Origin of the sequence: Neochlamydia sp. AcF84 (genome assembly GCF_011087585.1) — a bacterium.
Taxonomy (GTDB): Bacteria; Chlamydiota; Chlamydiia; order Chlamydiales; family Parachlamydiaceae; genus Neochlamydia.
The window spans coordinates 14,417-28,858 of record NZ_VJOT01000026.1 but is presented as its reverse complement, the minus strand read 5'-3'; the positions used below and the strand labels follow the sequence as shown (position 1 = coordinate 28,858).

The following is a 14,442-nucleotide window of genomic DNA, read 5'->3' as shown; positions in this document are numbered from 1 at the left end:
TGTAATGATTTACTTGTAAAGAAAATATAGCATTTTTTGATATAAAACTCTCCTAAAATATTGTCTCAGGGCAAAAAGGCTTTAAATCATGTTGAACTAACTAAGGCAGGCGAGGTGCAAACCGTTAAAATAGGAGTTAGTATTTCATTAGGTAAATGTTCAATGGTAATAGAAGAGTTAGGATTCATGGTATGGCCTCTTTTAAGCTTTATGCCTATTTTATTTGATTTTTAGGCACTTTTATATATATAAAAATGCAAAATAGGCAAGAAAATGTAAGAAGGTGCCCGGAAACCTATTTTTGAATTTGCTTTCATTTTATCAAAAAGCGAGAGTTTCGGGTCACCTTCTTAAAAGCATATTAGATAGCTCATATGGGAAGATAAAAGCCAGGTTTAAGGGCCTCAGCCGTGTAAATTTATCTGTTTTAAAAGGCGTACAATGAATCTATTAAAAGCTGGTGCAAAAACAAAAGCAGGAATTAAGGGTAAGAAGACAAAAGCCAATGAAATCGAGATTACATGAGGGAAATGTAAAACGGTAAGTAAAATCTTCATGCAATTTCCCTGCAAAGCAGAAGTCCTCTTTGCTTTGAAGTAGTAATAGCGTTTCTGTTGAGCACTCCCTCCCTGGACAAAAGCACAATTAATCATTTACTTGTTACACAGCTTAAGGAACTCTTTATCTTTCTGAAGTTGCTCACTAGCATAATGAAGTGCCATGTTATCTTGCTTAACAGCGGCAAGAACGACTTTCTTATTGTTTCGCAGCTCTTGACTAGCATACTGAAGAGCCTGGCCGCTTTGCTGAACGGCGGCAAGTACCACCTCTTTATCATTCTTCAGCTCTTCTCCAGCATACTGAAGAGCCTGGCCGTTTTGCTGGATGGCAGCAAGTACCAAAGCTTTATTATTCTTAAGATCCTTTCCAGCATGCTCAAGTGCCCAGCCGTTTTGCTGAACGGCGGCAAGTACTACCTCTTTATCATTCTTGAGGTCTTCTCCAGCATACTGAAGTGTCCAACCGTTTTGCTGAACGGCAGCAAGTACTACCTCTTTATCATTCTTGAGGTCTTCTCCAGCGTATTTAAGTGCCCAACCGTCTTGCTGAACGGCCTCAAGCACAATATCTTTATTACTTTTAATCCATGGGCTGGCATAAAAGAGTAGACCGCCAGCTTGCCGAACAGCAGTAAGCAGCAAAAATTTATCATCTCTTAGGGCCCAGGAGGCATACTGAAGTGCCCGAGGATCTTGCTGAATGGCAGCAAGCACGACTTTTCTATTGTCTTTAATTTCTTCACTGGCATATTCAAGAGCTAAACCATCCTGCTGGACAGCAGCAAGCATAACCTCTTCGTCGTTCTTAACTTTTTTGCCCCCATACTGGATAGTCAAGCATCGATGCTTAAAATCAACAAGCACAAATTGCTCATTATTTATCACCGTTTTATCAAGGTACTGGAGAGCGGGGTCTTGATGCCGAATAGCAGCAAGCACGACCTCCCTGTCGTTTTTAAGAGCTTGGCTAACATACTTAAGAGATGCGCCATTTTGTGTAACGGCAGCAATCACCACTTCTCTATTATTTTTAAGCTCTTGGCTAGCATGCTCAAGAGCTAAGCCATCTTGGCTAACAGCGGCAAGTACGACTTCCTTATCACTCCTAAGTTCTTGGCTAGCATACTTAAGAGCTAAGCCATCTTGGCTAACAGCGGCAAGTACAATTTTTTTATTATTATGTAATTCTGGATGAGAATATTTAAGAACCAAGCCGCTTTGCTTAACAGCAGCCAATACAATATCTTGATCTTTTCTAAAATCTTCGCTAGCTTGAGAAAGCTCCCATCCATTTTTCTGCATGTCAGCAAGGGCGGTAGCCTTAACTTTTTTAAACTCCTCGCTGAGATTGCCAAGCTTTAAGTCATCTTCTTGGGCAGTAACCCATGGTGCCGATTCATTATTAATTTCTTTCCCAGCATCTTGGGGCGAGTTAATCGTTTGGCCTACTTTTGGCGGTTTTAAGTTCTTATTATCAAGTCTATACTGAGTAATATCCCAAATTCCCACCCATATATTTCCTAAAATGGGGACCAATAAAACAATGCAACGTCTAAAACTTTTTTTATTAAGATACCGGTAATAATTATTGCTTAAAGATAAGTTTCCTTCTTGCTGGTTCAATACATAAACACATTTTTGGAAAATATTGACTAGATTAGTCACCGTACTGATTAGAGGCACGTAATCAGCCTTACGATCAATCCATATACACAATTGAGAAAAACCGCTTAGGTTCATTTTAACCCCACTTATTCTTTAAATTAAATAATATTAGCAACTATATCTTATAAAATCAATAAAACTTTATTAAAAAAAACTAATCTTCTACACGGTTAAAAAAAAACATTTTATGAGTTAATTTATTACTGCTTTTTTCTCAAGCTAAGGCGCATTCTGCCGAAGAGAGAAAGACTTAGTCGGTGTTGGGCAAACTCCCATCCAACATTCTGCCACTCAAAAGAGTAGAGCGCTATTATTATGATTAACGAAAGGCGGGATAAGAAGATAGGTCATTCTCTTTTTAGAATGCAAAAGATAGCATTAAGTAACTGTTACTTGAAGTGTTTGGATGGTTTGCCTGCCTTTTCCTTGCCTATAATAGGTGCAGGCCCTGCTATTCGTGAGGATTTAACTCTTTAGGATAAAGTTAGTTTATCTTAATCGCGTTCTAAGTTAAACAGCTTAATTTTTTAATAATTTTGATAATTTAAAAAATGTTTTTAAGAAATAATCTTTTTTATAAATTTAGAGAAATTTAAGTCTATCCATATAATAAAATGCGTTAAAAAAAAACGAAGCTGAAAAGATTAAAAAGCTTATTGTGCCTTCTTTTTCCCTTTATAAAATTTATCATTCCTTTTGAGCTTTATCCCATGCATCTAAAGCTAAATTAAGTTTTAGCACGTTAATATAAGGCGCGCCTAGGAAGCCCCAGCGCGGCAATTCTATTGATGCTTCGATGAGTCGAAAAATAGCCTCTTTATTATTTTCGTTCCAACCTCTTGCTTTGATTATTCGTTCTACCTGAAAGTAGGCGGTTTGCGGAGAAATATGGGGATCTAATCCGCTGGCAGAAGCAAAAAGTAACTCGCTAGGAATTAAGCGATCACTTTTCTCATCGTAGGTTTTTTTTATCTTTGCTTTACGTTTTTCAATAGCTTTTTTTAAAGCCTCGCTGGTAGGGCCTAGGTTACTCCCTCCTGATGCTAAAGGATTACAATTATTTGCCGAGGGGCGTCCCCAGAAATAACGATTACTTTCAAAGTTTTGTCCGATCAAGGCAGCTCCTACCACCTTACCATTAAAAGAAATAAAATCCCCTTCAGCTTTATTTTTGATAGTTAGATACGCTATAAGAGTAATGAAGAGAGGGTAGATAATTCCTGTTAAAGCTGTTAACCACAGAAACATCTTGAAGCTAGTCCAAATTCTTAACATATAAACTCTCTCACTCTACAAAGCTAAAAAAGGTGATTAAAATATCGATAAGTTTTATTCCTACAAAAGGAGCCACAAGTCCTCCTAATCCATAGATGAGGAGATTATTTCTTAACAAAGCTTGTGCCGACTGAGCATTATATTGGATTCCTCTTAAAGCTAGAGGTATTAAAGCCACGATGATTAAAGCATTAAAAATAATAGCACTTAAAACAGCACTCTGAGGTGAATTTAAGCCCATAATGTTAAGTACAGACAGAGGGCCAGAGCCTCCTTTATCTCCTATATACAATGCTCCAAAGATCGCTGGAATGATGGCAAAATATTTAGCTACATCATTAGCTATACTAAAAGTTGTTAAAGCCCCCCTTGTCATCAACATCTGTTTGCCGATTTCTACAATGTCAATTAACTTGGTAGGATTGCTGTCTAAATCTACCATATTGCCAGCTTCTCTAGATGCCTGCGTGCCTGTATTCATTGCTACACCTACATCCGCCTGAGCTAAAGCAGGTGCATCATTGGTGCCATCGCCTGTCATAGCCACTAGCCTTCCATTCTCTTGTTCGCTTTTAATTTTTGCTAATTTTATCTCGGGTGTAGCTTCAGCAATAAATTCATCTACTCCAGCTTCTGCTGCAATAGCTGCAGCGGTCAAGTGATTGTCACCAGTAACCATTACAGTACGAATGCCCATGCGTCGCATCTGCGCAAATCTTTCTTGGATACCTCCTTTGATGATATCTTTAAGATGGATGATCCCTACAATTTTATCTTCATCGCTGACCAGTAAAGGTGTTCCTCCTTTGCTTGCTATAGTTTGTATAGCAGCATCTAGCTGATCAAGATAATGCCCTCCTAAGCTTGTCAGATGTTTTTTAATGGCTTCTGTAGAGCCTTTGCGTATGCGCCGTACAACCTTTCCTAAACCATCTACGAAATCGATGCCGCTCATGCGCGTAGTGGCTGAGAAAGGAACAACGATAGAGTTTCTTGTATCCAAAGATTCAGCCCTTAAGCCAAATAATTTTTTAGCAAGAACTACAATAGAACGGCCCTCTGGAGTCTCATCAGATAAAGAAGCTAGCTGAGCAATTTCTGCAAAAGCTTTTTCATCTATGCCTACGGCAGGTAGAAAAGCTGTAGCCATTCTATTGCCGATAGTAATTGTGCCTGTTTTATCGAGTATCAACAAATCTATATCTCCTGCAGCTTCCACCGAGCGGCCGCTTAAAGCTATTACGTTGCGCCTAAATAAACGATCCATTCCTGCAATTCCTACCGCACTTAGCAATGCGCTAATGGTCGTAGGGATTAAGCAAATTAGCAGAGCCACTAAAATAGGAAAGGTGAGGAGTTGGGAAATATCTTGCTTAGAAGCGTGGGCACTATATTCTCCAAAAGCTTTCAAGGAAGCGATGGTGATAAGGAAAATAATACTTAAAGCCGAAAGCACGATATGCAAAGCAATTTCATTAGGTGTCTTCTGACGTTTGGCACCTTCAATTAAGCGTATCATGCGATCTAAAAAATTATTTCCGGGCTCTGCAGTCACTTGAATACGCAGGCGATCGCTCAACACCCTAGTTCCTGCCGTTACAGCGCTTCTATCTCCTCCACTTTCTCTAATGACAGGTGCTGATTCACCTGTTATAGCTGATTCATCAATGGTAGCAGCACCTTCTATGACATCCCCGTCGGTAGGAATAATATCCCCTGCTTCACAAATTATTACATCACCTTTTTTTAACTGATCTGCAGGAATTTTTATCTCTATTCCATTGATCTCTTGACGAGCATTAGCTTGAACTTTTGTTTTTCTTAAACTTGCTGCTTGTGCTTTTCCTCTACTTTCGGCAATGGATTGAGCAAAATTAGCAAAAAGGATTGTAAACCATAACCAAAGAGCAATTTGCAAATTAATCCACGTTAACTGCTGATAAAAAACCTCCTGGATGACATAACCTGTGGTAGACAGTGCTCCAAGATAAGTCACAAACATGACAGGATTTTTAAATTGATCCTGAGGAGCCAGCCTCTTGATTGCTTCTTTAAGAGCATCTGCAGCAATTTTCACAGTTAGCAAGCTCTTTTGGTTAAACTGCATTCGATCTCCTTTATCCGCAAATTTTGATCCCTTATTTGACATTATTTTCATCTATCTATTTTTCTGAATTTAAAATGTCTGCCCTTTAAGCATTAAAAGATGCTCCGCTAAGGGACCTAACGACCATGCAGGAAAAAATGTTAAAGCTCCTACGATAAGGATCACACATAAAAGTAAAAAAGCGAACAAAGGAGAGCTAATGGAAAAATCCCCGGAAGAAAGAGGGGAAGCCCTTTTGGAGGCAAGTAAGCCCGCTATAGCCAGGCTAGACAAAATTATTGAACTCCTACTTATTAACATGACTATTCCCAGGAACAGATTGTAATAAAGTGTATTAGCATCTATTCCAGCAAACGCACTACCATTATTACCTGCAGCTGAGGAAAAAGCATATAAAATTTCTGATAAACCATGAGGGCCCTGATTTCCTAAGCTAGTAAGGGCTTCTGGCAGTACGCAAGAGAGCCCACTCCCTATGAGGATGAGAAAGCTAGGCATCAAAATAGCTAGCATTAACCATTGCATTTCTTTTCTCTCAATTTTTTTACCTAAGTAGACTGGCGTCCTTCCTACCATAAGGCCTGCAAGAAAAACTGTAAGGATGGCAAACATGATCATCGAGCATAGTCCTACCCCTATCCCTCCAAAAACTATCTCTCCTAGCATCATGTTAAGCATAGCCATGCCTCCGCTTAGCGGCGATAGGCTAGAAAGCATAGCATTAACTGAGCCGTTTGACGTAGCTGACGTTGACATAGCCCATACAAGACTAAGGTTAGTTCCTAGCCGGGTCTCTTTTCCTTCGAGGAAAGGAGATACATCCATAGCAAGATTCATGAGTTTTTCCGCATAGAAGGAAATACCTAAGCCTACAACCCAAAGAGCTATCATAACAGCGAAAAGATTCCATGCATGCTTTTTGGCATCGATTAAGATTCCATAGGCATATACGGAAGCCGCTGGTATTAGCAAAATAGCAAGCATTTCAAAAAGATTAGTAACAAGGGAAGGATTTTCAAAAGGATGGGCACTATTAGCATTAAAAAAGCCTCCGCCATTTGTTCCCAGCTGTTTAATAGCTACCTGGGAGGCTACGGGTCCTAAAGGAATGGTTTGCTGAGAATTTTCCAAAGTAGTGACTTCAATGTAAGGAGAAAAGGTTTGAACGACCCCTTCGCTAACTAATAATAAAGCTAGCAGTATAGAAAGAGGTAACAGTATATAAACGACAGAACGGATAAGATCGCTCCAAAAATTGCCTATGTGTTTAGTATTTTTGCTCACAAGGCCTCGAATTAAAGCTAATAAGGTAGCCAATCCAGTGGCTGCGCTCAAAAAATTGTGCGCGGCCAGTCCGAGCATTTGCGTCAAATAGCTCATCGTGGTTTCACCTGCATAGGCTTGCCAGTTAGTATTAGTAATAAAGCTGATTGCTGTATTAAAGGCTAATGGCCATGGAACTGAGGGAAAATGCTGGGGATTAAGAGGAAGGAGGTGCTGGAAAAGCTGCAGAAAAAAAAGGCCTAAAAAACTTATGCCATTGAAAATAAAAAGGGCGGTCGCATATTCAAGCCAACTCATCTCTTTTTTTGCATCTACGCTACTGACGCGATAAGATAGATGCTCTAAACCTCCTAAGAGAAAATGTACGGCAGTTTTTTGATCGGTAAATATTTTAGCCATATATCTACCTAGAACAGGGATTAACACTATGAGAAGAATAAGAAAGAAAAGGAGTGTAGCCCACTCGGCATAGGACATAAGTGATCTTCTCTTAAAATTTTTCGGGGTGAAGGAGAGTATATATCAAATAAGCTAAGACGGCAAATGCCAAGGCTCCCGCTAAAATAAATTCCATCGACATACTTCTCCTACACGCATAAAAGCTATCATGTAAATTGTACATTAACTATTTCAAAAAAAATTTACAAATAAAAAAGCAAAATAGCAATAGAAAAGCTCTCTAGGGAAAATAAGCTTTTTTAAAATGTGTAAACCTAGGAATAGCTATTTTTACAATAGAGGGGCTGGATTCTTGATAAGGTGAGCATAATAGTGAGAAAAAGCTGCCGCTTGATCGCCATCTATGATCCTATGGTCAAAACTCCAGGATAAATTAAGAACATCCCTGAGCACTACTTCATCATTACAAGCCCATGGCTGTTTTTGAATGCGATTAACGGCTAAGATAGCTACTTCAGGATAATTAATGATAGGCGTCGCCCATAGGCCACCATCCCCTAAGACCCCAAAGTTACTGATAGTAATAGTCCCTTCTTTCATCTCACTCGGCTGAAGTTTATTAGTATTAGCTCTATTTTTAAGTTCCTCATAAGCATAAATTAGATCGATCAAAGAAAGAGCTTGAACATTTTTAAGTACCGGTACTATTAATCCTAGTGGCGATGCCATGGCAATGCCTATATGATGATGCTGATGAATAATCAGCTTATGTTGATCCACCGAACTATTAAACTGAGGAAATTTATTTAAAGTCAAACTTAAAGCTTTAAGCAAAAAAGGCATATAAGTGACTTGAATATTCTTTTTAGCCCCTTCTTCTTTAAATTTTTGGCGTAAACGCACAAGCCTTGTCGCCTCAGCTTTTTCAAAATAAGAAAAATGAGGAATTTTACGTTTGGATTCTACCATTTTTTGGTACATTAAATTTTTAATGCCTATGATAGGAAGCTCTTTATCTTCTTCAAGACGAAGAACAGGAGTATCTAAATTTTCCTTGGGCCAAGGTCGAACATATTGACGTAAATCTTCCGGTCTTACGCGACCTGCTTTGCCCATTCCTTGAACTTGGCAGATATCAATTCCCATTTCTTGAGCTAATTTCCTTGTAGAAGGCAGAGCTAAAATGTTCGATGATCCAGGTGCAAGAGCAGGGGCACTCATATGACTAGGAGCAAGCGGAGGCAAAGGACAAGGCTTAGGGAGAGAACTTTCTTTAAGCCTAGACTGAGGGGCGGGCACTGCTGTATGTCCTTCAAGTAATTCTATATCATAAAGAGGTTTTCCTTTAATCGATATCTCCCCCGGCTTATAGTAATGTTTGGCTATTTTTCCAGGATAAGGGGAAGGAAGTTCTACAGTAGCTTTATCAGTCATCACAATTACGACAGGCTCATCTTGCAAGACAGTATCCTGAACATCTTTAAGCCATTCAACCACTTCTCCTTCGATAACCCCTTCCCCAATATCAGGCAAGGTCACGGTATGAATTTTAGCCATATAGCCTTCCGTTAGTAATTAAGGGTTTCTAAAATTGCCTTCTTAACGCGAGGAGTATCGGGCAAATATTCTTTCTCTAAAGTATGAGGAAAAGGTGTGTCTAAGCCGCAGCAACGTTTAACAGGTGCTTGAAGTTTTAGCAAGCAATGTTCATGAATCAATGCCGAAATCTCGGCACCAAAACCTTGAGTTAAAGGCGCTTCATGGCAAACAACACAGCGACCTGTCTTATTGACTGATGCGACTAAGGTATGGATATCTAAAGGATTTAAAGTACGTAGGTTTATAACTTCTACATCAATATTTTCTTGCTGGGCCAACTCCTCTGCCGCCTGCTTATTTTGATGATGCTGGGCTCCCCAGCCAATCAAGGTTATGTCCCTACCGGCACGTTCCACATGGGCTTGGCCAAAAGGAATTAAATATTCTTCTTCAGGTACTTCTTGCTTTAAAGAGCGGTAAATCCTTTTGGGTTCTAATAACAGGACAGGATCATTGGAACGAATAGCAGAGGCAAGCAATCCTTTAGCATCATAAGGAGAAGAAATTACTGCTACCACCAGGCCGGGAATATGAAGGAAGAAAGCCTCTGGCGATTGAGAATGGTAATGTCCTCCATGAATCCCTCCCCCATAGGGAGTGCGTATAACCATCGCGCTGCTGTACTGGTTGCCGGTGCGATAACGCATCTTAGCCATCTCGTTAACAATCTGGTCAAAAGCTGGGTAGATATAATCGGCAAATTGAATTTCACAGATAGGCTTAAGGCCTTTTTGTGCAATGCCTATACCAAAACCTACGATGCCAGCTTCTGCCAAAGGAGTATCAAAGCAACGCTCTTCCCCAAATTTTTCTTGCAAGCCAGTGGTTACGCGAAAGACCCCTCCGAAGGCTCCTACATCCTCACCAAAAGTTAGTAAACGTGCGTCACGTGTAAACTCTTGATGAAGAGTGTGATTTAAAGATTGAATAATGTTCATGATAGCCATGTTAACCTACTAAACAAATATGGGGGTTTTATGCATGATAAAGCGATTGGATGTCTTCATACTGAGCTGCAAGGCTAGCTGGCACTTCAAAATATACATCTTCTATAAGAGAATCTAAAGCAGGCCTACCGGTCTCTTTGGCCACCTGAATGGCTTCTGTAATTTCTTTATTAATAGAATCTAAATAACTTTTCTCTCGTTGCACATCCCATAAACCTTGCTTTTCCAAAAAATTCTTTAAGCGAGTAATGGGACAAGCTAATTGCTTCTCTAAAACTTCTTTCTCTTGACGATAGACTGAAGGGTCATCCGAAGTAGAATGGGCTCCTAACCGATAGGTCATGGCTTCAATGAAAACTGGACCTTGCCCTTCTATGCATGCCTGCCTAGCTTGAGACACCGCTTCATAAATAGCAAAAAAATCGTTACCATCAACCCGATAAGTGGTTATATTTCTTCCTATCACTTGGGGGGCCACTCCATCGCTAATAAACTGACATGCGGCTGGTGTAGAAATGGCATATCCATTATTTCGACAAAAGAAAATCGCAGGAGCTTTTCTTACTGCCGCAAAGTTCAAGCCTACATGAAAATCTCCTTCGGAAGTGGCTCCTTCACCAAAATAAGCTACCGCAACTGTATTTTCTTTTTGAATTTTCATGGCATAAGCACAGCCAGCAGCATGAGGAATTTGCGTACCAATAGGGGAAGATACTTGTACAACATTTAAAGCGCGAGATCCAAAATGATTAGGCATTTGCCTTCCCAAAATAAGATCTTCTTTGTTACAAAACATTTGGTGAATATATTGCTGTGGAGTAAACCCTCGCCAAAACATAATACCACTTTCCCTATATTGAGGATAAAGCCAATCTTCAAATGAAAGAGCAGCAGCACTTGCAACAGAGCAGGCCTCCTCGCCAAAAGAGCTTAAAGCAAAGGAAATCATTCCTTGACGTTGAAGGGTTATCATTCTTTCATCTAAGCGGCGTGTTAAAACCATTGTTTGATAAGCTTTAACTAACACCCCCTCCGCAATATCTACTTTACAATTCGAAGAAAGTTCGCCCTGGACATTTAAATAGGTACGCGTTGGAATGGCCATTTTTATTTATTCCCCCATTAAGCTTATTAAGACGAGCTAAATTCTCCATAATTTTAAATGGCTAATAAACTCAGTCAGGCATTTTAACATAAAAAAATTTATGAAGCTGCTTATTTTTTCTTCGATTTTGACCCATTACTGTCCGCATTAAGAGGATCTGCTTTGCAAGCAGTTAAGGGATATATAAAGCTTTAGAGGGGATTTTATAAAGCGTTTGCAGCGCCAAAAACACTCCCAAATAGCTATTTTTTCTATTTGCAGAGTTTTTTGATTTGCATTTGCTACTTAGTATTAAAGGCTTAACTAGCCGGCATGGGTGGCCGCTTATCATTTTACATCTTTTGCCTTTCAATAGTTTATGCAAGATGTTATGAAGAATGGACTTAATGACTACTTAGCAAATAATCATCTAAAAATTTATAGGAAAACCTTAAGGACCTAACATGTTTATCAGTTATAACAAAGTAAGAATGCATGACACGGATATGGCAGGTATCCTTTATTTCGCTAAGCAATTTCGCTTTGTACATGACGCCCTAGAAGATCTAATGGACCAGGAAGGAATCACTTTAGATCACCTTTTCCACCATTCCTCCTTTGCCTTCGTAGTCGTACATGCCGAAGCAGACTATCTAAAACCAGTTAAAGTAGGAGATGCATTAGAGGTGCATGTTGAAGTGGTTCATCTAGGGACAACCTCTTTTTCTTTTGCTTACAAAATTTTCAAAAAAGCAGACCATGTGCTGATCGGCAAAGCTAAAACTGTACACGTTTGCCTAGATACTCAGACCCGCTCAAAAATACCACTTCCCGACGAACTAAAGAATATATTAAAAAAATATCAGCCTATCCAGCAAAAAATTTAGCTTTTCTCCTATAAAAAGTTGTATGAGTGCCTTAATAATGGGCCTATTTTCTACCCCCTCCTTATTTTGGAAGAAACAAAAGTAAAAAGTTCTTTGGCTTATCTCCTAGCTTATACGCTTAAAAAAACTTAGCCTACATATTCAAAAGCTTTCTCACTAGTTAAACAGAGGGCTTTTATAAAGTATGGGGCTGCATAATAAGTAATTCAAAAGCGCATGACTATAAACTTATTTGTTTTTGCCTAACTATAAGCCTTAAATCTTTTTGAAGTTTGTGGCTAGCATGCTTAAGTGCCCGGCTGTTTTGCAGGACGGCAGCAAGGGCAATTCCCTCGTGGTTCTGCAGCTCTTCGCTAGCATACTTAAGTGCCCGGCCATATTGCTTAACAGCCGCAAAAACGATTTCCTTGTCGTTCCGCAGCTCTTCGCTAGCATATCGAAGTGCCCGGCCGTATTGCTTAACAGCCGCAAGGACGAATTCCCTGTCGCGCCACACCTCTTTGCTAGCATACTCAAGCGCCAAGTAGTCTTTCTTGGCAGCCACAAGGACAATCTCTTTGTTTTTCCGCAGCTCTTGGCTAGCATGTCGAAGCGCGAAGCCATTTTGCTGAACTGCAGCAAGGACAATTTTCTCGTCGTTCTGCAGCTCTTGGCTAGCATAGCAAAGGGCCCAACCATGTTGCTGAACAGCAGCAAGGACTATTTCCTTGTCGCTCCGCAACTCTGCGCTAGCATACTGAAGCGTTAAACCATCTTGCTGAACGGCAGCAAGGACAATTTCCTTGTTATTCTGCAGTTCTTCGCTAGCATACTGAAGGGCCAAGCCATTTTGCTGAACAGCCGTAAGAACGATTTCTTTGTCGTTCCGTAGCTCTTCGCTAGCATATTCAAGCGTGCAACCGCATTGCTTAATAGCGGCAAGAACGATTTCCCTGTCGTTTTGAAGTGCTGGGCTACTATACTGAAGCACCCAGCCGTATTTCTGAACAGCAGCAAGAATGATTTCCTTGTCGTTCCGCCGCTCTTCGCTAGCATACTTAAGCGCCCAGCCGTATTTCTGGACAGCAGCAAGAACGATTTCTTTGTCGTTCTGCAGCTCTTCGTTAACATGCCGAAGCGCCAAGCCGTTTTGCTGAACAGCCATAAGAGCGATTTCCGTGTGGTTCCGTAGCTCTTTGCTAGCATACTTAAGTGCCAGCCCGTTTTGCTTGACAGCCGCAAGAACGATTTCCTCGTGGTTCTGCAGCTCTTCGCTAGCATGCCGAAGAGCCAAACCGTTTTGCTTAACGGCCGCAAGAACGATTCCCTTATTATTCCGCAGTGCCACACTAACATACCGAAGTGCCAAACCGTTTTGCTTAACGGCCGCAAGAACGATTTCCTTATTATTCCGCAGTGCCACACTAACGTACCGAAGTGCCAAACCGTTTTGTTGAACAGCCGTAAGGACGATTCCCTTGTGATTCCGCAGTTTTTCATTAGCATACTGGAGCGCCCAACCGTTTTGCTGAACAGCCGTAAGAACGATTCCCTCGTGATTCCGCAGTTCTTCACTAGCATACTGAAGCGCCAAACCATCTTCCTTAACAGCCGCAAGAGCGATTCCCTTGTGATTCCGCAGTTTTTCACTAGCATACTGAAGCGCCAAGCCGTTTTGCTGGACAGCCGCAAAGACGATTCCCTCGTGATTCCGCTGCTCTTCGCTAGCATACTGAAGAGCCAAACCATCTTCCTTAACAGCCGCAAGAGCGATTCCTTTGTCGTTCCGTAGCTCTCTGCTAGCATACTTAAGCGCCAGCCCACATTTTTGAACAGCTGCAAGAACAACTTGCTTATCATTTCGAAGCTTTAAACTAGCATACTTAAGGGCTAAGCCATCATACTGAATAGCGATAAGAACGGCTTCCTTATCATTTTTAAACCTGCAGATAGCCTCTTTAAAAGCCTTCTTATCATTCTTCTGAATTGCAGTATGCAGGGCGTCTCTATCATTCTCTTTGCAAGGATGGGTAAAATCCCAAATTCCAACGAGTATATTCCCTAACACGGGAATCAACAAAATTATACAGCGCTTAAAAGTCTTCTGTTTAAGGTAAGTACAGTAAAGGCTTTTAGATATATTTTCTTTTTCCTTTAAAGGTAAGACAACTACTTTTTGAAAGATATCGACTAAATTAACCACCGTGCTGGCGATAGGGATGTAATCAGCCTTATGATTAATAGATAAGCACGCTCTGGATAGAGAATTTATTGCCATAGTATCCTTGTAATTTATTCTTTTATAAAAAGCATGCTTCCTTCAAAAAAGCTATTCACAAGCATGCTTTCTTAATCGATTGATCTAAAAACCTATCGAACAAATAAAGGCCGTTTAAGAACTGGACCTTTAATTACCTGATTAATTTAGTTATATTAATTTATACGCATAAAGAAAAATCATAACACGTATTATTATTTTTTATCTATAATAATACTTCATATTTTTATTTTACTAATCATTATTGCCTCGTTAAGTGTCATGCTGATAGTAATGTATCTAAGGTTTATTAATTAAGAAAGGGGTAATCGACCTGGGGCAATTAAATTCTATTCGCGAACAACTTAATGAATGGATGAATATTTTTAAAGCCAACTT

Annotated in this window: 10 protein-coding genes; 2 read left to right on the top strand and 8 right to left on the bottom strand. The window is 40.1% G+C overall.

Features of this window, described 5'->3' with window-relative positions; translation table 11 throughout:
• Positions 1-653 precede the first annotated feature (653 nt).
• Positions 654-2,300 carry a DUF4116 domain-containing protein gene (locus NEOC84_RS02360; protein ID WP_166154935.1) on the bottom strand — a complete coding sequence of 549 codons (1,647 nt, stop codon included), beginning with the start codon at positions 2,298-2,300 and terminating at the stop codon, positions 654-656.
• Between the two features lie 240 nt (positions 2,301-2,540).
• On the opposite strand from NEOC84_RS02360, the gene NEOC84_RS02355 reads away from it, so the two are divergent.
• The gene (locus NEOC84_RS02355) at positions 2,541-2,702 is read left to right on the top strand and encodes a hypothetical protein (RefSeq protein ID WP_166154933.1); all 162 of its coding nucleotides are present in this window, start codon (positions 2,541-2,543) and stop codon (positions 2,700-2,702) included.
• Positions 2,703-2,912: 210 nt separating this feature from the next.
• Here the strand turns inward: NEOC84_RS02355 and kdpC are convergent, their stop codons facing one another.
• The 6 genes from kdpC to NEOC84_RS02320 all read right to left on the bottom strand — a co-directional run bounded on the left by kdpC (position 2,913) and on the right by NEOC84_RS02320 (position 10,941).
• Positions 2,913-3,500, bottom strand: a complete 588-nt coding sequence (gene kdpC, locus NEOC84_RS02350) for a potassium-transporting ATPase subunit KdpC (protein WP_166154931.1) — start codon at positions 3,498-3,500, stop codon at positions 2,913-2,915.
• Between the two features lie 10 nt (positions 3,501-3,510).
• Complete coding sequence (gene kdpB / locus NEOC84_RS02345) at positions 3,511-5,607, bottom strand: potassium-transporting ATPase subunit KdpB (RefSeq protein WP_166154929.1); 2,097 nt, start codon at positions 5,605-5,607, stop codon at positions 3,511-3,513.
• Positions 5,608-5,676: 69 nt separating this feature from the next.
• Positions 5,677-7,368 carry a potassium-transporting ATPase subunit KdpA gene (kdpA, locus tag NEOC84_RS02340; RefSeq protein ID WP_166154927.1) on the bottom strand — a complete coding sequence of 564 codons (1,692 nt, stop codon included), beginning with the start codon at positions 7,366-7,368 and terminating at the stop codon, positions 5,677-5,679.
• Between the two features lie 252 nt (positions 7,369-7,620).
• The gene (locus NEOC84_RS02330; protein WP_166154923.1) at positions 7,621-8,847 is read right to left on the bottom strand and encodes a dihydrolipoamide acetyltransferase family protein; all 1,227 of its coding nucleotides are present in this window, start codon (positions 8,845-8,847) and stop codon (positions 7,621-7,623) included.
• Positions 8,848-8,858: 11 nt separating this feature from the next.
• Complete coding sequence (locus NEOC84_RS02325) at positions 8,859-9,836, bottom strand: alpha-ketoacid dehydrogenase subunit beta (RefSeq protein WP_166154921.1); 978 nt, start codon at positions 9,834-9,836, stop codon at positions 8,859-8,861.
• Between the two features lie 28 nt (positions 9,837-9,864).
• Positions 9,865-10,941: a thiamine pyrophosphate-dependent dehydrogenase E1 component subunit alpha gene (locus tag NEOC84_RS02320; protein WP_166154919.1), complete on the bottom strand. Its 1,077-nt coding sequence runs from the start codon at positions 10,939-10,941 to the stop codon at positions 9,865-9,867.
• Positions 10,942-11,384: 443 nt separating this feature from the next.
• Here NEOC84_RS02320 and NEOC84_RS02315 point away from each other — a divergent pair, with 443 nt between their 5' ends.
• Positions 11,385-11,807, top strand: coding sequence for a thioesterase family protein (locus tag NEOC84_RS02315; RefSeq protein ID WP_166154917.1), 423 nt, complete (start codon positions 11,385-11,387; stop codon positions 11,805-11,807).
• A gap of 220 nt (positions 11,808-12,027) precedes the next feature.
• On the opposite strand, the gene NEOC84_RS02310 is transcribed toward NEOC84_RS02315, so the two are convergent.
• Positions 12,028-14,064: a DUF4116 domain-containing protein gene (locus tag NEOC84_RS02310; RefSeq protein WP_166154915.1), complete on the bottom strand. Its 2,037-nt coding sequence runs from the start codon at positions 14,062-14,064 to the stop codon at positions 12,028-12,030.
• Between the last annotated feature and the right edge of the window lie 378 nt (positions 14,065-14,442).